Origin of the sequence: Magnetospirillum molischianum DSM 120, assembly GCF_000294655.1 — a bacterium.
Taxonomy (GTDB): domain Bacteria; phylum Pseudomonadota; class Alphaproteobacteria; order Rhodospirillales; family Magnetospirillaceae; genus Phaeospirillum; species Phaeospirillum molischianum.
In genome coordinates this window covers 15774-40680 of record NZ_CAHP01000013.1, presented here as the reverse complement: position 1 = coordinate 40680, position 24907 = coordinate 15774, and the positions used below count along the sequence as shown (strand labels likewise).

The window sequence follows — 24907 nt, the reverse complement described above, 5'->3', positions numbered from 1 at the left end:
TTGACCCTGGCCAGGAAGACCTCGGCCCAGGGTGCTCGACGTGCACAATCACCAGGATTTCGGCTATCTCTGGGTGTCCGGACTGCGGCAAGCCCTCCGAAGATAAGAATCAGCAAACCCATGGCCACGAAAGTCAAGGGCAGGGCGAGCGCAATCCGGACAGGTTCGATCGTGGCGGCTTTCAGTTGGCCATTGAGGCGATATCGATGACGAAGCGGTATTTGACGTCGCTTCTCAGCATCCGGTCATAGGCGTCGTCGATCTTTCCCGCCGGGATCATCTCGATATCCGAGACGATGCCGTGCTCGGCGCAGAAATCGAGCATCTCCTGGGTTTCTGCGATCCCGCCAATCAGCGAACCGGCAATGGCCCTCCGGCCAAAGATCAGGTTCATGACGTTGGGGGCAGGGTGGGCATGTTCGGGGGCTCCCACCAGGCACAAGGTCCCATCGCGCTTTAGAAGAGCGGTATAGGTGTCCAGATCGTGACTGGACCCCACAGTGTCGAGGATGAAGTCGAAGCTGCTCGCATGTTTGGCCATGTCGTCGGGGTTTTTCGAGATGATCACCTCGTCCGCGCCCAGCCGGTGCGCATCCTGGCGCTTGGACTCTGACGTGGTGAAGGCGACGGTGTGCGCGCCCATCGCGTGGGCCAGCTTGATTCCCATATGGCCCAGGCCGCCGATGCCGACGATGCCCACTTTCTTGCCCGGCCCTGCCTTCCAGTGGCGCAGCGGCGAATAGGTGGTGATGCCGGCGCACAGCAGCGGTGCCACGGCGGCAAGCTGCTCCTCGGGATGGCGGATCTTGAGCACGAACTTCTCGCTGACGACGATGCGCTGGGAGTAACCGCCCAGCGTATGGCCGGGCGCGTCCGGGGTGGGGGAGTTGTAGGTGGCGGTAAAGCCGGTCTCGCAGAACTGCTCCAGTCCCTCGTCGCATGAGGCGCAGGTCTGGCAACTGTCCACCAGGCAGCCGACGCCGACAATATCGCCCACCTTGAACTTGGTTACATGGCCGCCAACCGCGCTGACATGGCCGACAATCTCGTGACCAGGGATACAAGGGTAAAGCGTGCCTTCCCACTCCGAACGGACCGTATGCAGGTCGGAGTGGCAGACGCCGCAATAGGCGATCTCGATCTGGACGTCGTGGGGTCCGGGCGGACGGCGTTCAATGTCCAGGGGTTCCAGTTTCTTATCGGCGGCGTGGGCACCGTAGGCTTTGGTCGTCATGAAGATTCTCCTGTTAGAGACCTGTCATCTGTTCCAGCTTTTCGGGATAGCGAGTGCCGTGCACCGTGATCTTGGCGGCTGCCGCCGCGATCTCGGACAAATCGGCGGTGGAAAGATCCACATTGGCCGCGCCGATGTTCTCGTCCAGCCGGTGCGGCTTGGTGGTGCCGGGAATCGGAACGATCCATGGTTTTTGCGCCAACAGCCACGCCAGCGCAATTTGGGCTGGGGTTGCCTGTTTGTGGTCAGCAATCACCTTGAGCAGATCGACCAGCGCCTGATTGGCCTTTAGCGCTTCCGGCGTAAAGCGCGGAAGTATGCTGCGAAAGTCGGTGCCGCCGAAGGTGCTGGCCTCGGTTATCTGGCCAGTCAGGAAGCCCTTGCCCAGCGGGCTGTAGGGGACGAAGCCGATGCCCAATTCCTCCAGCGTCGGCAGGATTTCCGCTTCCGGTCCCCGCGTCCATAGCGAGTATTCGCTCTGAAGGGCGGTAATGGGCTGGACGGCATGGGCGCGGCGGATGGTTCCCGCTCCGGCCTCGGACATGCCGAAATATTTGACCTTTCCGGCCTGGATGAGATCCTTGACCGCTCCGGCCACGTCTTCAATCGGCACCTCGGGATCGACCCGGTGCTGATAGAACAGGTCGATGGCTTCGACCCTGAGACGCTTGAGCGAAGTCTCGGCTACCGCCTTGATATGCTCCGGCCGGCTGTCCAGGCCGATCCATTGTGGCCCGCCGTTGGAATCGATCTTGAACCCGAACTTGGTGGCGATTACCACCTTGTCCTTAACGGGAGCCAGTGCCTCCCCCACCAGTTCCTCGTTAACGAACGGGCCATAGACTTCCGCCGTATCGAAGAAGGTGATGCCGAGCTCTACCGCTCGGTGCAACAGGGCGGTCATCTCCTGTTTGTCGTGGGCCGGGCCGTAGCCAAAGCTCATCCCCATGCAGCCCAGTCCGATGGCTGAAACCTCAAGACCGCTGTTCCCGAGTTTGCGTTTCTGCATCGTCTATCTCCTTTGTCCTGAGATTCTCGCGATTTCCGGTGACGTCGTCGATGACCTTCAGCCCGTTGAGGGGTCGGGTATAGCCGATGAACGGCAGTAGCTGAGTCAACACGTCGATCAACTTGGCGCGGTCATTGCCAACACGAAGAGTCGCGGCGACATGGCCCTTGGCCTGCGCTTCGCAGCCCCCGAGCGAAACCAGCATGCTGAAGGTGAGAAGCTCCCGTGTCGCTACATCCATTCTGTTTCATGTCATGGTGTCGCCAAAGCAATTAGCTGACAGATAGTGCTGGATGTGCCGCATGTCATCGGACGATGTGGCGTAGAGGGTTGGTGGCTCCTCGACTTTCCTGACCAGATCGCAGCATCAAGAAAAGTGCGTGGATTTCATGGATATCCACCATAAGCTGCGACGAACCAAATTCGGCCACCGTCGAGGTCGGCTATCGGGTTGCCCTGACCCTGCTGGAGAAGATCTACGCCGACCACCGTCGGCGCCAGCGCCTGATTGGCCGATCTCTGGGCTAGAGAGCCTCAGTGAGTATAAATTTCACGATGAACTGGTTGAAATCGCGCGGGAATAGACCCTATTATATATGTCTAATCGGATGGACATAATCAACCTGGAGTCCGTCAATCCTACCCAGGAGGGGTAAATGTCGGTCATAAACTCGCCCAAGCACATGTCCATCCGTGCGAGAATCTTAATTCCGATCATTTCCCTTATTGCGATAAGTTTTTCACTTATCGTTGGCTACTCTTCATATCAGGCTTTCAGGGATGCCAAAAGCGGTGCACTGGCACTGATGCGGCAAACGGCCAATGCGGATTCGAGCCTTGTTCGCCACTTGATCGAGAATGGACAGACCATAGCTCGAACCAATGCCCTGTGGTTGAGCCGAACCGACCGGAAAAGCATCAATCGGGCCGAGGTCGCTCAGGATCTTCTGCGCGTCCTGAAAGACAATCCAGGAGCGACGGGGGTTTACGCCGGATTCGAACCCAATTTCGATGGTCGCGATGCCGAGAATGTGGGGGGGGCTTGGGGTGATGCGGCGGGACGTTATCTTGCTTATGCCTATCTGAAGAATGGGGCCCCGGTCGTTGAGATCAGTCCGCTGACTGGCGATCCAGCCGAAGAATTCTGGTATAATCTCCCAATACGAGAAAAACGCGACACGATAACACCGCCTTTTTCCTATGAAGTAGGGGGGCAGGTAACGTTGATGGTCACGGTGGTCTCGCCGATTATTTCGGCGGGAAAGGCTGTCGGGGTTTCTACCGTCGATCTTGCCCTTAGTCAGGTTCAAGCCGATCTGGCCACCCTAAAACCGATGGGAATAGGGCAAGTCTCCCTGATCTCGCACGACAAGCAATGGGTTGCCAATCCCGACGCAGCTTTGCGCGGGAAGCCGGTCGATAATCCTGACCTGCTTGCGGCCTTGGCCAAAACCGCTAAGGGTGAGGTCTCTGAACAGACTCTAACCGACGCCGCAGGCATTCGGTACTTGACGGTTCTTATTCCGTTACGGTTTGGGCGAGCGCCGGAAACCTGGAGCTTCATGATTTCGGTGCCGGAGGATTTCGTATTCGCCGATGCGCGGGCGACCCAAGCCAAACTTCTCGGTGCCGGGATTGTCATGCTGCTTCTGGCTGCGACTCTTGCCGTCCTGGTCGGAAACGGAATCGCGGGACCGATCAAGAGCATCACCGACGCGATGACTCGTCTGGCCAACGGCGATGTCGGCGTCCAGATCGCAGGTGCCGGACGAGGCGACGAAATCGGCAAGATGGCTCATGCCGTTCAGATCTTCAAAGATAACGCTCTGGCGATGAGCGAAATGCAGCAAAAAGCCATCGAGATCGAGCAACGAAACGCAGTGGAACGGCGAAACTTATTGCTTGAAACCGCAGGATCGTTCGAGAGCGAGGTGGCGGGAGTCGTCCGCTCTGTCGGTAGTAGGGCCAGCACCATGCAGGAAGCCGCGAAATCGATGTCTTCCATCGCGGTCCAGGTTGCTGGCAGCGCCGAGCAAGTTTCTGCGGCGGCGGATATTGCCTCGAACAATGTCCAAACCGTAGCAGCCGCCAGCGAGGAATTGGCCGCATCGATCCATGAAATCAGCCGTCAGGTTTCCGATTCTGCTCGCGTATCGCAATGTGCGGTGCAGCAGGTTGATCACAATCGTGAAACGATTGCCCACCTTACTGAAGCCGCCAACCGTATCGGCAAAGTTGTGACCTTGATCAGCGATATCGCGTCGCAGACCAACCTTTTGGCCCTCAACGCTACCATTGAGGCGGCGCGGGCCGGTGACGCAGGCAAGGGATTTGCCGTTGTGGCGGGCGAGGTTAAGGCCCTGGCCAATCAAACCGCACGCGCCACCGATGAAATTACCAACCAGATCACCGAAGTCCAGACGACGACCAAAAAAGCGGTGGAAGCCATCAACGATATCGCCAAAACCATCGACACAATCAGCTCGATCTCATCACAAATCGCGTCGGCAGTCGAAGAGCAGTCGGCAGCAACAAAGGAAATTACCCGTAGCGTTCAACAAGCGGCAAACGGAACCTCAACGGTGTCCAACTCGATCGCCGAAGTCAATGACGGTACCCGCCGTAACGGAACCGAGGCCGAACAGGTTCTGGTTTCCGCCGAACACCTAGCTGAGGACATCCAGTTCCTCAACGCCAAGGTAGAGACTTTCATGGCCCGTATTCGGGCCTGAGAAATGGAGTCCAGAAAGGTCCGCTATCGAATGTCGACAGAGTCTGCGAACGAGGAGAGGGCACCCGAGCCCCCGGCGAGCCTTCTATGTCGTGACGACGCCCCGCGTGCGGGCGATGGTGATGAAATCGGCCATGAAGGCGGTTTCGCTTTCCCCTTTGCGCACGGCGGCGAACAGGGTGCGTCGCAGTCCGGTTTCGGTCAGAGGCCGAACGGCAAGGCCGCTTTCCCGTCCGGTTTCGCGGATCACCCAATCGGGCAGGACGGCAATGCCGCGCTGGCTGGCGACCAGGAGCAGGATCACCGCCGTCAGCTCGATCTGCCGTACTCCGGCGGGTTCGATTCCAGCCGGACGGAGGAACAGGGTGAACACATCAAGGCGGGAGCGATCGACCGGATAGGTGATCAGGGTCTCGCCCGCCAGATCCTCGGGCAGCAGGAACGGTTTGTCGGCCAGCGTATGGGCTGGTGAAATAACCGCCAGCGCTTCGTAGCCGAAGAGTGGCTCAAACGCGATATCGCTCTGATCGGCGGGATCGGAGGAAACCACCAGATCGACCTCGCCCCGCTGCAACGCGGGCAAGGCATCGAAGCTGGCACCCAGGCGGATATCGACTTCGACCTCGGGCCATTTACGCCGAAAGCTTTCCAGGACCGGCAACAGCCATTCGAAACAGGCGTGGCATTCGATGGCGATGAACAATCGACCAGTTTCGCCTTCTGCCATTCGCTTCAGTTCGGATTCAAGGTCTTGGAACTCGGGCAGCACCTTGCGTGCGAAGATCAAAACCTTGCGTCCAGCGGTGGTTAAGCGCAGCGGCTTGCTGTTGCGCAGAAACAGAGGTAGCCCCAAAGCCTGCTCCAACCCTTTGATCTGATGGGATAAAGCCGATTGGGTGACGTTGAGGCGATCGGCGGCGCGGGCCAGATTGCCGGTTTCGTCAATGGCGCTGATCAGACGGAGATGACGGGTGTCGAGGATCATCGGGGCGGTCCTTTCGTGCACCGAATATCTTTATAAAAACTCATAATCATCATTAGAACTATGAGATTGAATCAAGGTTCGGCGGACTCATATCATCCCGGCTCGCTATTCACTATCAGTTTTAGGGATTGGTCCCATGACCGTCAGTCACGTTCTCGGATTTCCGCGCATCGGCCCCCGGCGCGAACTGAAAAAAGCCGTTGAAAGCTATTGGCAGGGCGAGATCGACGCCGCGACCCTGGCTGCGACCGGACGGGATTTGCGCGCCGCCGCCTGGACCCGGCAAGCGGCTTCGGGGCTCGATATGGTCACGGTCGGCGATTTCTCGTGGTACGACCATGTGCTGGACCAGTCGGCGATGCTAGGCGCGGTGCCGCCACGCTTTGGTTGGTCGGGCGAACGGGTCGATCTCGACACGATGTTCCGCATGGCGCGGGGCCGCGCGCCCACTGGTGTTCCTGTGCCCGCTTGCGAAATGACCAAGTGGTTCGACACCAACTACCATTATATCGTGCCGGAGCTTCATGCCGGGCAGACCTTCCGGCTCGCCTCCGAGAAGCTGTTTGACGAGGTTGCCGAGGCAACCGAGCTGGGTCATAAGGCCAAGCCGGTCCTGCTCGGCCCGCTGACCTGGCTGTGGCTGGGCAAGGTCAAAGGCGAGCCGTTTGACCGCCTTGATCTGCTGCCCTCCCTGCTGCCGGTCTATCGCGATATCCTGTCCGAACTGAAACGGCTGGGGGTCGAATGGGTCCAGATCGACGAACCGGCCCTGGCGCTCGATTTGCCTCAGACCTGGAAGGACATTTACGCCCCGACCTACGCGGCGTTGCGGGTCGAGGGGCTGAAGGTTCTGCTTGCCACCTATTTCGGTCCGCTGGATGACGCTCTAAAGATCGCCGCCGATCTGCCGGTCGATGGACTCCACATCGACGCGGTGCGGAGCGGAATCGAGGCCGAAGCTGTCGCCGCCCGGCTGGATTCCCCAAAAATCCTGTCGGTCGGCCTGATCGACGGCCGCAACATCTGGCGCACCGATCTCGATGCGGCGCTGGAGCGGGTGCGGTTGATCCGGGGGGTGTTGGGCGATCGGCTGTGGTTGGCTCCATCCTGCTCGCTGTTGCATGTCCCGGTCGATCTGGCGGAAGAGACCGCGTTGGAGCCGGATTTGCGGTCGTGGCTGGCTTTCGCGGTGCAGAAGCTGGGCGAGCTTCAGACTCTGAAGCAGGCTCTCGACCAGGGCGGAGCGGCGGCAACCGAGTTGCTGCGCCCATCGCGTGAGGCGCTTTCCGCCCGGCGGGCCTCGCCGCGCATTCATCGCCCCGAGGTGACGGCCCGATTGAACGCGGTGACGGATGCGATGTTGCATCGCCAGTCTTCTTATCCGATCCGGGCCGCGAAACAGAAAGCATGGCTGAAGCTGCCGCCGTTTCCGACCACCACGATCGGTTCGTTCCCGCAAACCGCCGCGATCCGCGCCACCCGCCGGGATTTCAAGGCCGGGACTCTGTCCGAGGCCGAGTATGTCCAGCGGATGCAGGACGAAATCGCCTTGGTGGTGCGCAAGCAGGAAGATATCGGTCTCGACGTTCTGGTTCACGGCGAGCCGGAACGCAATGACATGGTTGAATATTTCGGCGAGCAGCTTGACGGGTTTGCCTTTACCCAGAATGGCTGGGTGCAATCCTATGGTTCGCGTTGCGTCAAGCCGCCGATCATCTATGGCGACGTGACTCGTCCCGCGCCGATGACGGTGGCCTGGGCGGTTCATGCCCAATCGCTGACGACCAAGCCGATGAAGGGAATGCTGACCGGGCCGATCACCGTACTGAACTGGTCGTTCGTTCGCGACGATCAGCCCCGCTCGGCGACATGCCAGCAGCTTGCTTTGGCGTTGCGCGACGAGGTGCTCGATTTGGAGAAAGCGGGCATCCGTATCATCCAGATCGATGAAGCCGCGTTCCGTGAAGGATTACCGCTGCGGCGGCGGGACTGGCAGACTTATCTCGACTGGACGGTTCGCGCTTTCCGCCTGACCGCCTCCGGGGTCGCCGACGAAACCCAGATCCATACCCATATGTGCTATTCCGAGTTCAACGATATCATTGCTTCGGTTGCCGCGATGGATGCCGACGTGGTGACGATCGAGACCTCGCGCTCGGATATGGAGTTGCTCGACGCCTTCGTCGATTTCGCCTACCCGAACGAGATCGGGCCGGGCGTCTATGATATTCACTCGCCCAACATTCCCGAGGTCGATCACATGGTTGCCCTGATCGAGCTGGCGGCCAAGCGGGTTCCCGCCGAACGTCTGTGGGTCAATCCCGATTGCGGCCTGAAGACGCGGGGGTGGGGAGAAGTGATTTCCTCGCTGGTGAACATGGTCGAGGCGGCCCATCGCCTGCGGGCCGATCTGGCCTGATCGGATTGCCGGTTTCCGACGGGTGGTGGGAACGCACACGGCGGGGTCTGGCAGGAGTCGAGGGTTGGAGGGAAACCTCCGACCCTCGATTTTATAGGGGTCATGCCGCCGGATAGGGGTCGAACTGGCTGCGGCGCTCATCGACCAGCAGGGGTCGGCCAATCGGCGGAAAGGCGCGCTGCGGACAGGACGGCCGCTCGCAGACCTTGCAGCCCGCGCCGATTGGAATCGCGGCGGCAGGGTCGGCAAGATCGAGGCCGCGAGCATAGACCAGTCTCCCGGCATGGCGCAGGTCGCAGCCCAGCCCGATGGCAAAGGTCTTGCCCGGACGGCCATAGCCGCCCGTATTCCGCGCCACCGTGCGGGCGATCCACAGATAGGTCCGGCCGTCGGGCATTTGGGCCAATTGGGTCAGGATGCGGTCAGGGCTGGTGAACGCTTCATAGACGTTCCACAGCGGACAGGTGCCGCCGACGCGGGAGAAGTGGAAATCAGTGGCCGATTGCCGCTTCGAGATGTTACCCGCACGGTCAACCCGGACGAAAAAGAACGGCACACCACGTGCGTTCGGACGTTGCAGGGTAGAGAGGCGGTGGCACACCGTTTCGAAGCCGACCCCGAACTTCGCCCCCAGCAGGTCGATATCGTAGTGCAGCGATTCCGCTGCCGCGAGGAAATCGCGATAGGGCAGCAAGACGGCCCCGGCATAGTAATTAGCCAGTCCGATCCGGGCCAGGGACCGCGATTCGGTCCCGGATAGACGCGGCGAGTCGGTTAGCCGGTCGATCAGATTCGCCTGCTCCAGAAAGGCTAATTGGGTCGCCATCTGAAAGGCGCGCTGTCCTGGATGAAGCGAACGCGACAGGCGGAGAACCCGCTGATCTGAATCGAAGCGGCGGTGTTCGCCGGGGGGCAGATCGCCCTCTACGGGGATCTGGGTGCGGATGTGGTGGCGGTCGAGCAGCAACCGTTCCAGTCCGTCATCCATGGCTCCAACAGATAATCTGTGCGCTTCGACCAGTTGTTCGGCGGCTTCGTCCAACTCGGCGACGTGGTTGTGGCGGTCATAGAAATAGTCGCGAACTGCTTCATACGGCATCGCCGGACGAGCCGCCGCTGTCAGGTGATCTGCCGGGGTGCCAAGGCTGGCGGCCAGAGCGACCAGACGGTCGTCGGTGGCGCGGCCACGCTGGTGCAGGGCGACCAGCGCGCGTCCGATCGTCGGTAAGCCCGAAACAAGGCTTTTGATATCGCCAAGCGGGATTGTCTCGCCGGTCCCGGACTCCGCCAGAGCTTCGCGCAGATCGGCGATCAGCCGCGCCTCTTCGTCTTCCGAGAACAACTGAACGTCAATCCCCAGCGCCGCGTTGATCTTTAACAGCACCGGCACGGTCAAAGGACGCTGATTACGTTCAAGCTGGTTGAGATAGCTGGGCGATAGTCCCAACGTGCGGGCCAGCGTCGCCTGGGTCATCCCCCGCTCTTCGCGCAGCCGCTGCAACCGCGCCCCCATATACGCCTTCCGCATCCGTCATGATCCTTCGCAATATTCGCAAAACGTCCGAAGTTCGCTCGCAAAACTCCGCCTTTTCAGGGGTTATGCGCCGTTCTCCGATGCGTAGAATTGCAAATGTTCAGAGCGGGCGGCAAGCCCTCTCTCTTTCAGGCAAAGGCGGTGACGGCGTGGTTCTTCCCGGATTTCCCGAAAGCCGGTTCGTGGAAATGATCTTTCCCGAACAGGCCAATCATTACGGAACCCTGTTCGGCGGAACCGCGCTGAACCTGATGGGCAAGGCGGCCTTCGTCGCCGCCACCCGTGCCGCACGTCATGCGGTGGTGATGGCGGCGTCCGAACGGATCGATTTCCGTGTCCCGGTCAAGGTCGGCCAGATGGTCGAACTGGTCGCTCGGGTCGAGCGGATCGGCCGCAGCTCGATGACCGTTGTGGTCGAGATGCATGCGGAATCTCCGGTCAGTGGCGAACGCTGCCTCGCCATCCAGGGCTGTTTCGTGATGGTCGCGGTCGATGCCGATGGCCGCCCTGTGCCTGTTGCCGCCGTTTCGACTCAGTCAATCAACAAGGACGCGTGATGAAGACCCATCTGGTCAGACCCTACCGATCCGAAGAACCCTTGCGGCGCGAGGATCAACTGGCGTGGAAGATCGCCGAAATCGCCGCCGATCCGGTCGCGGTCGAAGACGACGTTGCCGCGATGATCGTCAACCGGATCATCGACAATGCCGCCGTTGCTGCTGCCTCGTTGGCTCGCCGCCCGGTTGTCAATGCCCGTGCTCAGGCGCTGGCTCACCCCTATGCGCCCGGTTCTACGCTATTCGGTTTGGCATCCGAGCAGCGGGTGTCGCCGGACTGGGCCGCCTGGGCCAACGGGGTCGCGGTGCGTGAACTCGACTTCCACGACACCTTTCTTGCCGCCGACTATTCCCATCCCGGCGACAATATCCCGCCGATCCTGGCGGTGGCCCAGCATTGCGGCCGTAGCGGGGCCGATCTGATCCGGGGCATCGCCACCGGCTATGAAATCCAGGTCGATCTGGTCAAGGGTATCTGTCTGCACAAGCGCAAGATCGACCATATCGCCCATTTGGGGCCTTCGGCGGCGGCGGGGATCGGAACGTTGCTCGGTTTGCCGACCGACATCATCTTTCAGGCAGTGCAGCAGGCCCTGCATGTCACCACCACGACCCGACAATCGCGCAAGGGCGAAATTTCCAGTTGGAAAGCCTATGCCCCAGCCTTCGCGGGTAAGATGGCGGTCGAGGCGGTCGATCGGGCGATGCGTGGTGAAGGTGCGCCGTCTCCGATCTACGAGGGCGAAGACGGATTCATCGCCTGGATGCTGGAAGGGGCCAAGGCCGAATATCAGGTGCCTTTGCCGGAGGCGGGCGAGGCCAAGCGGGCGATCCTCGACACCTACACCAAGGAATATTCAGCGGAATATCAGAGTCAGGCGCTGATCGATCTCGCCCGCCGCTTAGGCCCGCGCATCGGCGATTTCGATCAGGTGGACAGTATCGTGATCCACACCAGCCATCACACCCATCATGTGATCGGCACCGGCGCCCGCGACCCGCAGAAGATGGACCCGACCGCCAGCCGGGAAACACTCGACCATTCGATCATGTACATCTTCGCGGTGGCGTTGCAGGACGGCGGCTGGCACCACGAACGCTCCTATGCTCCCGAGCGCGCCGCCCGTCCCGATACCGTGCGGTTGTGGCACAAGATCCGTACTTTGGAAGATTCGGCGTGGACCCAGCGCTACCATTCGAGCGATCCCAACGAAAAAGCCTTTGGGGGCCGCGTGGTGGTGACGATGACCGATGGAACGGTCCTGGTCGATGAACTGGCGGTTGCCGATGCTCATCCGCTGGGTGCGCGTCCATTTGGCCGCGAACACTATATCGCCAAGTTTCGCACCCTGGCCCAAGGCATCGTCCCGGACGCGGAGCAGGACCGTTTTCTCGTCCATGTTCAGCGCCTGCCCGAGCTTGGGGCGGGGGATTTGGCCGGGCTGACCTTCACCGTCGATCCGTCTCGTCTGGGGACGGTTGTTTCAAGAGGGATTTTCTAATGCTGCATTCCACTGCGACGCCGAAGGAAAAGCGACAGGCGTTCCGCTCCGGTCTGGCCTCGGGCAAGCTGCAACGCTTTCCCGGCGCGTTCTCGCCGCTGACGGCGATGCTGATCGAGGAGCAGGGCTTCGATGGAATTTATATTTCCGGCGCGGTGCTATCGGCCGACCTCGGGCTACCCGATATCGGCCTCACCACCCTGTCCGAAGTGTCGCAGCGCGGCCACCAGATCGCCCGCGTCACCGACCTGCCCAGCCTGATCGATGTCGATACCGGTTTCGGCGAGCCGATGAATGCCGCCCGCACCATCCGGATGCTGGAGGATCTGGGGCTGGCCGGATGTCACATCGAGGATCAGGTCAACCCGAAGCGGTGTGGCCATCTTGATAACAAAGCGGTGGTCGAAACCGGCGAGATGGTTCGGCGGATCAAAGCCGCCGCCTCGGCCCGGCGCGATCCCGATTTCGTGCTGTGCGCCCGCACCGACGCCCGCGCCATCGAGGGGCTGGATGCGGCGATTGAGCGGGCCAAGGCCTATCTCGACGCTGGGGCCGACATGATCTTTGCCGAGGCGATGGCCGATGAGCGTGAGTTCGAAGCGTTTCGTCGCGCTATTCCGGCACCGCTGCTGGCCAACATGACCGAGTTCGGCAAGTCGAAGCTGCTCTCCGCTCGCACGCTTCAAAATCTGGGGATCAACATGGTGATTTATCCGGTCACCCTGCTGCGCCTCGCGATGGGAGCGGCCGAAGTGGGCTTGAAGACCCTTCAGATCGAAGGCAGCCAGGAAAGCATCCTCGACCGGATGCAGCACCGCGCCCGTCTCTACGAACTGCTCGGCTACGAGGATTACAACCGCTTCGATTCCAGCATTTTCAATTTCCACATCTAAAGAAAAACAGGGAGGCCCGTCAATGAACGCCCAGGATGTTGAAATTCGCAAAGGTCTGGCCGGTGTGGTCGTCGATACCACGGCAATCTCGAAGGTGATGGAGGAGAGCAATTCGCTGACCTATCGCGGCTATCCGGTTCAGGATCTGGCGGCGAATTGTTGTTTCGAGGAAGTGGCCTATCTGATCTGGCACGGCGATTTGCCCAATGCCGACCAGCTTCGTCGCTTCATGGAACGGGAGCGGGCGCAGCGCGAACTGAGCCGCAGCATGATTTCGCTGCTCGGCCGCCTGCCGGATAGCTGCCATCCGATGGATACGTTGCGTACCGCGATCAGCGCGCTGGGGGCTGAGGACCCCTCCTCGGAAAACAACGATCCTCGTGCCAATCTGGTCAAGGCGTTGACGATGATGGCCAAGCTGCCGACGGTGGTGGCGTTCGATTACCGCCGCCGTCGCGGTCTCGACCGCATCCCCCCTGATCCTGCGCTGGGCTTTGCCGAAAACTTCTTTCACATGTGCTTTGGCGCGGTGCCCGAGCCCGAAACGGTGCGCTGCTTCGAGGTGTCGCTGATCCTCTACGCCGAACACAGCTTCAACGCCTCGACCTTTACCGCCCGAGTCGTGACCTCAACCCTGTCCGACATCTACAGCGCGGTGACTGCTGCGATTGGCGCGCTGAAGGGCTCGCTGCATGGCGGGGCCAACGAGGCAGTGATGCACATGATGCTGGAGATTGGCGATCCGATCCGGGCCGGTGACTGGCTACGCGATGCCCTGGCGACCCGGCGCAAGGTGATGGGGTTCGGCCACCGGGTCTACAAACACGGCGATTCCCGCGTTCCCACCATGAAGCAGGCGTTTCTGGCGATGGCCGCCAAGAAGCACGGGCAAAAATGGGTCGAGATGTACGACGCCCTGGAACGGACGATGATCGAGGAAAAGGGCATCCACCCCAATCTCGATTTCCCTACCGGCCCGGCTTATTACCTGATGGGGTTCGACATTCCGATGTTCACCCCGATTTTCGTGATGAGCCGGATTACGGGCTGGACCGCCCATATCATCGAGCAGATCGAGTCCAACTCGCTGATCCGTCCGCTCAGTGCCTATAGCGGGGCGGAGCAGCGCACCGTGCCCGCTCCAGCCTCACGTCTGGCCGGATAGACGCCTCTAATTCGGCTTGCCCGTTCCCGCGCCGGGTCGGCCGGATATTCCCCGTCCCCTCGCGTCTCTGAACCCAACCGGCGCGAGGGGGCGGGAGATCGTATCCGCTTAAAAAACGACTTGAGTTCGAGCGAGGTGGTGAGCGCTTTGCGCTACATGGTGAGGTCTGGCTGCGAGTGGCGAATGCTGCCGGTGCATTTTCCGTCGTGGCAGACGGTCTATTGGTGGTTTCGGCGTTTCGTGCGCTTCCTGCTGTTCCGCACCATCCATGACGTCAAGGCCCCTATGGCCGACAAGCGCGGTTATGACGCGGGGAAAAAGGTCGTCGGCCGCAAACGGCACATCGCGGTGGATACCGACGGGCGATTGCTTGCCGTGAACCTGACCACAGCGGATATTTCGGACAGTGCCGGAGCCATGCCTATTCTCGACGCCATCCGCAAGCGCTGGCCGTGGATCAAACACTCGCCGTTGGGTCGTCGAGCGCAGTATCGGATGGTTGACCACCCTCGGCCGATAATTCCGACAGACGATGCTCGATATCCCAGAACCCATGCTGAACGACCATTCCGTCCTCGCATCTCAGCCAGATAAGGATGGAATCATAAATTCAGCCACGACGCCAGTTTCCGGAAGTGTCCAAACCGGAGAAACGCCGCAATGGCGGCTCGATACCGGCCAACGGGTTGGCCGGTATCGCATCCACTCGATTAGGACGGCATATCGTGCGTCCGTCGCCATCCCTCGATCATCCGGCGGGAGAAGGCGGGATAGGCGACCGGAATCACCACCAGGGTCAGCAGGGTGGCCGAGACCAGCCCTCCCACCACCACGGTGGCCAGCGGTCGTTGCACCTCCGAGCCGATACCATTCGACAGCAGCATCGGGATCAGACCGAGTGCCGCGATTGATGCGGTCATCAGCACCGGCCGCAATCTGGACAGAGCGCCTTTGAGAATCGCGTCCTCTAACGCCATCCCGCCCAGCAGGTTCTGGTTGATCGCATTGACCATCACCACGCCGTTCAGCACGGCAACCCCGAACAGGGCAATGAACCCGATCGACCCTGGCACCGAGAGATATTGCCCACTGGCGAATAGCGCGACGATCCCGCCGATCAGGGCGAGGGGAACATTCATCATGATCAGAAACGCCTGTCCGGCCGAGCCGAACGCGAAGAACAGCAGCAGGAAGATCAGGCCAAGCGAGATCGGCACGACGATCATCAATTTGGCCTGGGCTCTGATTTGATTCTCGAACTGGCCGCCGAATTCCACCGAATATCCCGGTGGCAGTTTGATCCGTTCGGCGATGGCGCGATCGATCTCGGTGACGATTCCGCCCATGTCACGGCCTTCGACGTTGGCCTGGATCACGACGCGGCGCTGAACGTCGTCGCGGCGAATCTGCGGCGGTCCGCTGTCGATTCTGACCGAGGCGACGTCACCCAGGCGGACCCAGGCGCCGTTGGGAGATTGCAGGGTCAGATCGGCGATCGCTTCCGGCGTCGAACGGTAGCGCGGTGCCAGACGAAGCGAGATATCATAGCGTTCGTTGCCCTTGATCACCTGACCGGCGGAGACTCCCCCGATCGCGTCGCTGATGAGGTCCATCACCTGACTGACCGACAGGCCATGACGCGCCAGCCGCTCGCGGTCGGGAACGACCAGAAGCTGGGCTTCGCCAGTGATCTGTTCCATCGCCACATCGCGGGTTCCGGCGATCCCCTTGACCAGGGTTTCGATCTCGGTGCCTTTACGGGCCAGGACGTCAAGGTCGGGACCGAATAGCTTGATCGCCAATTGCGCCTTGACCCCCGACAGCAATTCATCGACCCGCGTCGCGATCGGCTGAGAGAACGACAGCAGCAGACCGGGATGAAGCGAAAGTTTCTGTTCCATCGCCGCCTGCAAATCCTTGCGGGTTCGTGCGCTGGTCCATTCGGCGACCGGCTTTAGCCCGACCAGAAGCTCGATATTCGAAACCGGCTCGGGATCGCCTCCCAGTTCGGGGCGTCCGATCCGGCTGGAGACGGTGACGACTTCGGGAAAGGCGATCACCTGACGTTCCAGCTTTTCCGCGACCGCCAGCGCCGTGTCGAGATTGGCCGAGGGGGCCAGGGTCACTCGGATGTTGAGGGTTCCTTCCTCCAGTTCGGGCACGAATTCGGTGCCGAGGAAAGGAATCAGCGCCAAGGCGGCGATCAGCAGGCCCAGGGCGCACCCGGTCACCGTCTTGCGCGCCGCCATCGCGGAGGGAAGCAGTCGCCGGTATAGAGTTTCGAGCGGTTGGAGCAGTGGGCTATGGCGTTCGGTGACGCCGCGCCGGAACATAAAGGTCGCCAAGGCGGGGATCACGATCAGGGCGACCAGCAGGGAGGCGATCATTGCCAGGACGATGCTTAACGCCATCGGCTGGAACAGCTTTCCTTCAACGCCTTCCAGCGAGAACAGCGGTGCGAACACGACGATGATAATCAGCACCGCGAAGAAGACGGGTCGGCCGACCTCCTTTGCCGCTTCCAGAATCCGCAGCCGATAATCATCGTTTTCTTCGGTGGGATCGCTTACGCGTCGTGCCAGATGGGAGAAGATGTTTTCCATCATGACCACCGAGCCATCGACCATCATGCCGATTGCGATCGACAACCCACCCAGTGACATCAGATTAGCCGAAATCTCCCAATACGCCATCGCCATCAAGGCCAAACCAATCGAGATCGGCACCGAAACCAGCACCAGGATCGTGGCGGGCAGGTTCATCAGGAACAGCAGCAACACGATTACGATCAGGACAAAGGCTTCACCGAGGGCGGTCGTTACCGTCTTTACCGCATGTTCGACCAAATCCGCCTGATCGTAGACCGACTCGATCAACACGCCGTCCGGCAGGGCCTTCTGGATGATCGGCAGTTTCTCCTTGATCCCGTCGATGGTGGTTTTGGTGTTAGCCCCAAGCCGTTTCAGAACGATGCCCGTGACCACTTCGCCCAGCGGCATCGCTTCGCCCCCATCGGTTCGGGTGGTCATCGACACTGCGCCCTGACGTATTTCCCCGCCGAACGCGACCGTAGCGATATCGGCGACCCGCACGGTAACCCCGTCTTTTTCCTTCACCGGAATCCGCGCGATATCCTGAAGGCCATCGTCGCCGCCCCGGACAAATCCGACGCCACGAATGACCAATTGTTCCGCCCCCCGGTCCATGAACCAGCCGCCAGCATTGCGGTTGTTGTCCTCGACCGCTGCCTTGATGTCGGCGACGCTCAGGCCAAAGGCCAGTAGCCGCGAGGGAATAAGCTGGATCTGGTATTGTCGGACCTCGCCGCCGAACGACAGGATATCGGTGACGCCGCTGACCGGGGCGATCAGTACTTTTACCAGCCAGTCGTTGAGGCCGCGCAACTCGGTATTGCTGAACTTCCCTGGAATTTCCGAGCGCAGCACATACTGAAACACTTGCCCCAGGCCGGATGTGTTGGGGCCGATTTCCGGGGTGCCGATGCCGTCCGGTATTTTCTCTCGCGCTGCCTGGAGGCGTTCGAACACCTGTTGGCGGGCGAAATAGATGTCGGTGCCGTCCTTGAAGACGACCGAGACCATCGACAGGCCGGATTTCGAGATCGAGCGGACCGACTCGACGTCGGGCATCGCGTACATCACCGCCTCGATCGGATAGGTGATCAGCTGCTCGACTTCCGGGGCGGCAAGGCCGTTCGCTTCGGTGTTGACGGTGACCTGGACGTTGGTGACATCGGGAAAGGCGTCGAGTCGGAGACTTGGCAGAATCAGGCTGCCCCCGACGATAGCCGCGATCAGGGCCAGGACGACGACCAGCCGGTTTGAAATCCCGAATTCGATCAGTTTATTCAACATAGCCGCCTCCGCCTAATGATTGTGGACATCAAAGGCGCCCTTGGCGGCTTCGGACTGAACGAAGAATGCGCCAGTCACCACGACCGGCGTTCCGGGCGCGATCCCATCAATGGCCGTCATCGTCTTGGCGGTACGCAGAACCGTGACCTCGACCGCCCGCAACCGGCCCGATTCATCGGCGGTATAGACCACCCAGTCGCCGTCTGGTCCCCGCATCACCGCATCGACGGGAACGGCCGTGACCGGCGTTGCCGCCGCGACGGGAATGTCGATATCGATGAATAGACCCGGCCGCAATCGGCCATCGTCGTTGCCGACTTCCAGTCGCACGCCGACCGTGCGGGTTACCTCGTCGAGTGCCGGATGGATCGAGCGGATCACGGCCGGACGGGACTCGTCTCCGATCCGGGCGATGGCCGCCTGTCCCTCGTGCAGCTTTTGCGCCTGGGTCGGACTGATCCGGGCATCGACCCAGGCGGTTCGCTGATCGGTCACGGTGAACAGAATCTTACCGGGGGTTACCAGTTCACCCAACGCGAAATCGTCCGAGGCGACGGTGCCGTCCTGGGGCGATAGCAACGGGACCTGACCGGCCACGCCGCCATTTCGCTTCGCCAACGCTTCGATCTCGCGGGCGGCGATCCCAAAGCCCAGCAACCGGGTCATCGCCTGCTGGCGCTGCATTGCGGCTTCGTTGAACCGTTTTTCCGAAACGATGTCTTTGCCAAGATCCCGGACGCGCCGCCATTCCTGATCGGCGATCTGGAATTGGCCCTGTGCCTCGGCCATCTCGGCGCTGAACATCACCGCCAAAACCTGACCCTTGCGGACCTTGGTTCCGATGGCGACCCGGCGTTCGGTGATTTGCCCGGTGGTGGGCGGGGTAACCACGCCGCTGCCATAGCGGTTGCTTACCACCTCGCCCGGAGCCTGGATTGTGTCGGCAAGGGAGTGAAGCCGCAGCGGCTCGATCACGATTCCCGCCTGTTTCATCGCCTCGGGAGGGATTGTCAATCCCTCGTCGTCGGACTCCCCGACATCGTGGGCGGCGGCGGGCGGTTCATCAACGGCCCGTGGCGGGGCGGGCCACAATGCGGCCGTGCCGACCGTCACAATGGCAAGGACGGCGAGGCCAACGCCGACCCGCTTCAGATTCAGACGTTTAGTCATGGCTCTGGTTCCCGGCGAAAGGCGTGGTGTTGACGGCCTTGAACAGGCGGGCGAACGCGTCCCAGGCAGTGGCACGGATCTCGACCGCTGCCGCGTTAACCCGCGCCGTTTCGCGCATCTGCACCAGAAAGTCGGTGGCGCTCAATTCGCCGACCCGCCACAGCTTGCCGAGCAGGGCGGTCTGGGTTTCCAGCAGCGGAATTGCCTGCCGTTGCCAGGTCTCGTCACCCTGGCGGGCGCGCTGATAGGAGCGCGAAGCCGCCCGAATCGCCGCCGCGTTTTCCTGCACGGTCTGGCGTTCCTGGAGTTCGGCCTGGGTCAGCGCGCGTCCTGCCGCAATCACCTCGGCCGAACCAGAATTCAGGACGGGCAGGGGGATCGAAAATCCGACCAGCACACGCCGTTCCTCGCCTTCCGACGAACCGCCGAGCCGGAAGGTCGGATCGGGGACACGCTGCGCCCGAGCCAGATCAAGGGTCTGACGGCTTGCGTCAATCTGGCGGCGGGCGGCCAGAACCTCCGGTTTCGCATCGATGATCGCCTCGATCTGCGGTTCGGAAAACCGAGGCGATGGCGGCAGCGTGGCGGGAAGCGACGGGACTTTCTCGATTGCGCAAAAGCAGGCCGCGCGCAAGGTTTCCTCGGCCTGGACCAGGGCAAGGTCGGCCTCTTCCCGCGCCCGGTTCGCTTCGGCGGCGGCCATTTGCGCCGTACTGAAATCAATCGCCGGAAGCTCTCCCGCTTTCTGCCGTCGGGCGCTGATGTCGAGGAAGGTGTTGGCCAGTTCGACCTGTTTGGCCGCGAGATCAACCCGTTGCCGGGCGGTCTGAACGCCTGCCAGGGCGGACAGTGTTTCGGTAACAACATCTGCCTGAACGGCCTGAGCGTCCGCTTCGGCGGCTTGCGCCTGGGCGGTGCCGATCCGCGCCCGCAGATCGCGTTTGCCGGAGATATCGACCGCAAGGCGAACGCTGGCGGTATAGGCCGTTGACAGGTCGCTGTCCGGCGGTGACGAGACGACCGGGGTCGCATCGAACTCAAGTTCGGGATTATAGAGCGGCTGATCGGCGGCGTTGGCGTCGGCCCGCGCCCGCGCCATCGACGCGGACAGGGTTGCCGTTCGCGGGTGATTGGCCAGGATATCGGCCAGGAACGGTCTGATCGTCTCGGGCAGGGCAAGGCTCCCCTGGCTGTCCTGCGCCCAGGCCGGGGCGGCCAGGATCGTTATTGCCAGAGCAGGCAAAAGCATCTGTTTTTTCATCGAAGGTTCCTCGAACAAGGCATGAGGGACTTCCCCCGGCGATTCTGTCGTCACCGGGAGAAGTCTCCGACCGGAACCCAAAAGGGATTGGGTCCTGTCGCTGCGTCGCTACTTTGAGATCAGAGGAACCGATTTGATCGTGTCGTCGGTTTCGACCAGAATCCGGTAGGTTCCGGGCGGAACCGCTCCGACATCGATTCTGACCTTGCGGATATCGGCGGATGACAGGCTCTGGCCGGGGCGCAGCGTCGGCGCATTGGTGTTGGGAACGCTGACGGGGGACAGGCCGATTTCGCTGGCGGACAGGGACACGGACGGGCTGTCGATTGCCGATGCCGTCAAGGTGAACGGGGTTCCGGCCGGAACGGTGATCGCGGACTGATCGACATGGCCGTCGTGAACGACGACCGAGCGGATCAGGCGATCGGAGCATCCCATCAGGGCAAGCGACATCGAGCCGATAATGGCGAACTTCATCATGCGGAGCATGATTCTTCTCCCAGGATAGATCTTGTGACGGTGTGACAAGGAAGAAGGCGTGCACGTTCGTTCATCGCGGTCGAACGACCGCGAAAAACGCCACGCCGATCTATCGGGAAGAGCGCTAGTTCAGAAGAACAACTGTCCGATGGAGCTTCAGCCGCACGTCACGTTGCGGGCCAGAGAAATCCGTGGTCCGATTGCCCAAGAACCGAGGGGCAAGACACCAGACGACGCACAGAATGGCAAGAAGCGGAGCCAGCGGCAAACCGTCTGTCTTTGGGACAGAGGGTCTGGGGGCTTGGACAACGGGGACGTCGAGGCAATCCGTGGCGGTGCGCACATGGTCGTCCGCGCTCTGAAGGGCGGCTGACGGCGTTGTGTGAATCGTGCTTTCCGCAAATTCGACGGCGATGTGACCATCGTCGCCGAAGCATAAGATCAGGGCGCTTCCCATTATCCCGCCCAGCAAGAACGCCAGAAGACTGATAAGAACAGTCGCCTGACGAAACGTCTGGATAGGAAGGGAGACGGAACGCATCAAAGAGCCTTATGACCTCGACGCGAGGCTATCATCCGCTTCTGATAGGCTGATGTTAAAATTTAGTAATGTCCCTGCCGGGCGATCTGCGTCTCCGCGCGTTTCGAGAGGAGGGCCAGCGTCTGGTCAAGGCGTTCGGCGAACAGATGGATTTCCTCGTCGGTGACGATCAATGGCGGCAAGACGCGGGTAACATTATCACCTGCGGCAATCGTCAGAACCTTCGCATGCGTGCGCAGCGCGTCAACGACCTCTTGCGAAGTATGTGTGGTTTTGATCCCGAGCATGAGCCCGCGCCCTCGCACCTCGACAATCAGATCGGGAAACCGCCCGGCAACATCGTCGAGGTGCGCCCGCGCCAGATCGCCCTTGCGGCGGACCTCGGCGAGAAGTGCCTCGTCAAGTACGATGTCGAGAACCGCATTCGCCACGGCGACGGCAAGTGGATTGCCTCCAAAGGTCGAGCCGTGCGTTCCCGGTATCATGCCGCGCGCCGCATGCCGGGTCGAGACACAGGCCCCGATGGGAAAGCCGCCGCCAAGGCCCTTCGCCAGACTCATGATATCAGGCGCGGTCCCCGCTTCTTGATGGGCGAACAGATAGCCTGTGCGGCCCATCCCACACTGGATTTCGTCGAAGATCAGGAGAAGGCCGAGTTCATCGCAGAGGTTGCGGAGCTGGCGCAGGAAGCTGTGGCTTACCGGCCTGATCCCGCTTTCCCCCTGAATGGGTTCGATCATGATGGCGGCTGTCTGTGGGCCAATGCAGGCCCGAACCGCCTCTATGTCCTTACGCGGGCAGAGATCGAACCCATCGACCGCCGGCCCGAAACCGTCGAGATACTTCCGATTGCCGCCAGCAGCCATCGTTGCCAGCGTGCGGCCGTGGAATGCGCCGTCGAAGGTGACGATCCGCCAGCGTTCGGGGTGGCCGCAAGTATCCTGATAGCGGCGTGCGATCTTGATCGCGCACTCATTGGCCTCGGCCCCGGAGTTGGCAAAGAACGCGACATCGGCAAAACATGCGGCTGTCAGCCGTTCGGCAAGGCGCTCTCTGCCGGGGATGCGATAGACATTGGACAGGTGCCATAGCTTGCGATTCTGCTGTTCCAGCGCTCCGACAAGATGTGGATGCGAATAGCCGAGCGCGTTGACCGCAATGCCCGCGCCGAAATCGAGATAGCGCTCGCCATCTGTCGTGGTCAGCCATGCGCCTTCACCGTGCTCGAACAGCATGGAGGCGGGTTGGAAGACCGGGAGAAGCGCACTGGTCATTCGACGTCTCCCATGGTGACGGTGGACGTGTTGGGTTGAACGGTGTGGGGAAGGGTGCCACGAGCCGAAGCCTGTGCCGCAATCAAGGCATCGTTATTGAACAGGGTCATTGCTTATCCTCTTTGCGCGCAGGCAGCAGAGCGTCGATGACGCTGCCGAGCTGCATTTCATGTTCGCCTGCGACGATGGTGCGGCCGAGCACGTCGAACACGATTGTGGCGGCATCGCGCGCGGCTTCAACGAGTGTGAGGCCAAGTGCGAGGTTGGCGGTCACGAGGCCGGTGTAGAGATCGCCCGTGCCGACTGGCACGATGGGCAGGCGGGGCGATATCAGGCGTGTCGTTTCATCGCCTTCGAAGACTGCATTCTCAAGTGAGTCGTCCGGCGTGTCCGGGAAAGCGCAGCCGGTGACGATCAGCCGTGCGCCGCGTAGCGCCTGTATCTTTCCTGCCGCCGCCGCCAGCTCCAGCCAGGAAGCAGGCTGGCTTTGTGTCATCAGGCCAAGCTCGAATTGATTGGGCGTCAGGAGGTCGGCAAGCGGCACGAGCCGGTCGAGCAGGCATCCGATCACTTGATCGGCCACAAAGACTCCAAGGTTGGAATCACCCATGACCGGATCGCAGATATAGACGATGTTCGGGTTGAGTTGCCGCGCCCGCTCGACGAAGGCCGCGACCACCTCGCCATTCGCGCGGGACCCCAGATAGCCCGAGACAATGTAGCGGCTCGTCTCGATCAGCCCTCGTTCCTCGACCCCGCGCAGCAGGTCGCCGACAAGTTCCGGTTCGAGAACACGGCCGCGCATGGTCTCGTAACCGGGATGGTTGGACAGCAGGGTTGTCGGCACCGCCGCGACATTCAGCCCGCGCGCCTGCATGGGCAGGATTGCGGCGCTGTTGCCGACATGTCCGTGCACGACCTGGCTCTGGATGGAGATGATAGAGGTTGGCATTGTCATCACTCGGCCGGGCTCCCGTTGGCTGCAAGTTCGACACGTTGCCGCCGGGGTAGCCGACCATTCAGCATCATGTAGGCCACAAGGCCGATTACCAGCCCCCAGAACGCTCCACCGACGCCCAGCATGTTGATGTTCGCAGCCGAAGCCAGGAAGGTTATCAACGCAGCCTCGCGAGAAGATGGTTCCGCCATGGCTCCGGCAAGGCTTCCTCCGATGGTGCCAAGCAGCGCCAAACCTGCCAACGTGGTGATGAAGGTCGCGGGAAAGGCCATGAAGACGGCCGCGAGCGTCACCCCAAACACGCCGACCAGCATGTAGAACACACCGGCCGCGATCCCGGAAATCCAGCGCTTCGAAGGGTCTTCATGCGCCTCTCTGCCCGTGGCGATGGCTGCCGTGATTGCCGCGATGTTGAAGGCGTGTGAGCCGAACGGGGCCATGATGAGCGAGCCAATCCCCGTCACCGTGACGATTGGATTGGCGCTGGTCTTGAAGCCGTCATTCCGCAGGACCAGCATCCCCGGCATGTATTGGCCGGTCAGCGTAATGAGGAATAGCGGCAGCGCGACGCTCAGAAGAGCGTTCAGCGAAAACGCCGGCATGGTGAAGACTGGCGCGGCGAACTCCAGTCGCAGCCCGGAAAGATCGACGCGATCTTGCAAAAGTAGAAAGACGAGGCCGATCAAGAATATGCCGACGACGGCATAGCGCGCGGAGACGCGCTTCAGCAGCACATAGGCAACAATCAGCAGGCCGACCAGCATTGGATCGACACTCGCGCCGCCGAAGGCTCCGATGCCGAATTGCAGCAGGATGCCCGCAAGCAGACCCGAGGCGATACCGGGCGGGATAAGCCGGATGACTTTCTCGAAATAACCCGACACCCCGAGCAGGATGAAGGCAACGGCCGAAATGATGTAGGCCCCGACAGCTTCGGCATAGGAGGTCGTGGCGAGCGCGGTCACGAGGAAGGCCGCTGCCGGTGTGGACCAGGCCGTGATGATCGGTTCGCGATAGCGCCAACTTAGGAGAAGGCCCGTCAAGCCTACGCCAATCGAGACCGACCACACCCAGGATGCCGTAAGTTCGGGGCTCAGACCGGCAACGTGCGCGGCCTGAAACACCAGAATGAACGTGCCGCCATAATTGACGATGACGGAGATCAGCCCCGCGACGATGGGGTGGGTGAGGTCATTCAACCGAAGGGACGATGATGGTGGACTGGAGGGCATGGCTTTGACCGATCTCCTGAAAACGGGCGCGAGGCCGAAAAACATGCCTTGACTTATAGCGGGTCAATGGCCTGCTATTCCCCGCCA

General features: G+C 61.3%; 18 protein-coding genes and 1 pseudogene. 7 read left to right on the top strand and 12 right to left on the bottom strand.

What is annotated here, in order from left to right; genetic code table 11:
* Positions 1–181: 181 nt before the first annotated feature.
* From PHAMO_RS04145 to PHAMO_RS18315, 3 genes are read right to left on the bottom strand one after another with little or no spacing between them, the layout of a single operon-like run.
* On the bottom strand, positions 182–1234 hold the full coding sequence (locus PHAMO_RS04145) for an NAD(P)-dependent alcohol dehydrogenase (RefSeq protein WP_002726737.1): 1053 nt from the start codon (positions 1232–1234) through the stop codon (positions 182–184).
* A gap of 13 nt (positions 1235–1247) precedes the next feature.
* Positions 1248–2243: an aldo/keto reductase gene (locus PHAMO_RS04140; protein ID WP_002726736.1), complete on the bottom strand. Its 996-nt coding sequence runs from the start codon at positions 2241–2243 to the stop codon at positions 1248–1250.
* Positions 2209–2484 (bottom strand): carboxymuconolactone decarboxylase family protein, encoded by a 276-nt coding sequence (locus PHAMO_RS18315; RefSeq protein WP_002726735.1) that lies wholly within the window; start codon positions 2482–2484, stop codon positions 2209–2211. The genes PHAMO_RS04140 and PHAMO_RS18315 overlap by 35 nt, the downstream gene beginning before the upstream one ends.
* Before the next feature lie 565 nt (positions 2485–3049).
* Between PHAMO_RS18315 and PHAMO_RS04130 the strand changes: the two genes are divergently transcribed.
* Positions 3050–4975, top strand: a complete 1926-nt coding sequence (locus PHAMO_RS04130) for a methyl-accepting chemotaxis protein (RefSeq protein WP_002726733.1) — start codon at positions 3050–3052, stop codon at positions 4973–4975.
* Between the two features lie 84 nt (positions 4976–5059).
* On the opposite strand, the gene PHAMO_RS04125 is transcribed toward PHAMO_RS04130, so the two are convergent.
* Complete coding sequence (locus PHAMO_RS04125) at positions 5060–5959, bottom strand: LysR family transcriptional regulator (RefSeq protein WP_002726732.1); 900 nt, start codon at positions 5957–5959, stop codon at positions 5060–5062.
* A 136-nt stretch (positions 5960–6095) separates the two neighbouring features.
* Between PHAMO_RS04125 and metE the strand changes: the two genes are divergently transcribed.
* Entirely contained in the window at positions 6096–8378 is a 2283-nt protein-coding gene (metE, locus tag PHAMO_RS04120) for a 5-methyltetrahydropteroyltriglutamate--homocysteine S-methyltransferase (protein ID WP_002726730.1), read from the top strand.
* A gap of 100 nt (positions 8379–8478) precedes the next feature.
* On the opposite strand, the gene PHAMO_RS04115 is transcribed toward metE, so the two are convergent.
* The gene (locus PHAMO_RS04115; protein WP_002726728.1) at positions 8479–9906 is read right to left on the bottom strand and encodes a short-chain fatty acyl-CoA regulator family protein; all 1428 of its coding nucleotides are present in this window, start codon (positions 9904–9906) and stop codon (positions 8479–8481) included.
* Between the two features lie 155 nt (positions 9907–10061).
* Between PHAMO_RS04115 and PHAMO_RS04110 the strand changes: the two genes are divergently transcribed.
* The 5 genes and pseudogenes from PHAMO_RS04110 to PHAMO_RS18870 all read left to right on the top strand — a co-directional run.
* On the top strand, positions 10062–10469 hold the full coding sequence (locus PHAMO_RS04110) for an acyl-CoA thioesterase (RefSeq protein WP_002726725.1): 408 nt from the start codon (positions 10062–10064) through the stop codon (positions 10467–10469).
* Entirely contained in the window at positions 10469–11971 is a 1503-nt protein-coding gene (locus PHAMO_RS04105) for an MmgE/PrpD family protein (protein WP_040566174.1), read from the top strand. The genes PHAMO_RS04110 and PHAMO_RS04105 overlap by 1 nt, the downstream gene beginning before the upstream one ends.
* Positions 11971–12864 carry a methylisocitrate lyase gene (gene prpB, locus PHAMO_RS04100; RefSeq protein WP_002726722.1) on the top strand — a complete coding sequence of 298 codons (894 nt, stop codon included), beginning with the start codon at positions 11971–11973 and terminating at the stop codon, positions 12862–12864. The genes PHAMO_RS04105 and prpB overlap by 1 nt, the downstream gene beginning before the upstream one ends.
* Positions 12865–12886: 22 nt before the next feature.
* The gene (locus PHAMO_RS04095) at positions 12887–14029 is read left to right on the top strand and encodes a bifunctional 2-methylcitrate synthase/citrate synthase (protein ID WP_002726720.1); all 1143 of its coding nucleotides are present in this window, start codon (positions 12887–12889) and stop codon (positions 14027–14029) included.
* 132 nt (positions 14030–14161) lie between these two features.
* Positions 14162–14494: pseudogene (locus PHAMO_RS18870) on the top strand (transposase); the annotation flags it as partial.
* 245 nt (positions 14495–14739) lie between these two features.
* Here PHAMO_RS18870 and PHAMO_RS04085 read toward each other — a convergent pair.
* From PHAMO_RS04085 to PHAMO_RS04050, 7 genes are all read right to left on the bottom strand, one after another.
* Positions 14740–17904 carry an efflux RND transporter permease subunit gene (locus PHAMO_RS04085; protein ID WP_002726716.1) on the bottom strand — a complete coding sequence of 1055 codons (3165 nt, stop codon included), beginning with the start codon at positions 17902–17904 and terminating at the stop codon, positions 14740–14742.
* A 12-nt stretch (positions 17905–17916) separates the two neighbouring features.
* Positions 17917–19074: an efflux RND transporter periplasmic adaptor subunit gene (locus tag PHAMO_RS04080; protein WP_002726714.1), complete on the bottom strand. Its 1158-nt coding sequence runs from the start codon at positions 19072–19074 to the stop codon at positions 17917–17919.
* Positions 19067–20335 (bottom strand): TolC family protein, encoded by a 1269-nt coding sequence (locus tag PHAMO_RS04075; RefSeq protein WP_002726712.1) that lies wholly within the window; start codon positions 20333–20335, stop codon positions 19067–19069. Before PHAMO_RS04075 ends, PHAMO_RS04080 begins: the two co-directional genes overlap by 8 nt.
* Before the next feature lie 108 nt (positions 20336–20443).
* Entirely contained in the window at positions 20444–20824 is a 381-nt protein-coding gene (locus PHAMO_RS04070; RefSeq protein ID WP_002726710.1) for a cupredoxin domain-containing protein, read from the bottom strand.
* Between the two features lie 594 nt (positions 20825–21418).
* On the bottom strand, positions 21419–22630 hold the full coding sequence (locus PHAMO_RS04060) for an aspartate aminotransferase family protein (RefSeq protein WP_002726706.1): 1212 nt from the start codon (positions 22628–22630) through the stop codon (positions 21419–21421).
* Between the two features lie 106 nt (positions 22631–22736).
* Positions 22737–23588: a pyridoxal kinase gene (gene pdxY / locus PHAMO_RS04055; protein WP_002726705.1), complete on the bottom strand. Its 852-nt coding sequence runs from the start codon at positions 23586–23588 to the stop codon at positions 22737–22739.
* Positions 23588–24787 (bottom strand): benzoate/H(+) symporter BenE family transporter, encoded by a 1200-nt coding sequence (locus PHAMO_RS04050; RefSeq protein WP_235720788.1) that lies wholly within the window; start codon positions 24785–24787, stop codon positions 23588–23590. Before PHAMO_RS04050 ends, pdxY begins: the two co-directional genes overlap by 1 nt.
* Between the last annotated feature and the right edge of the window lie 120 nt (positions 24788–24907).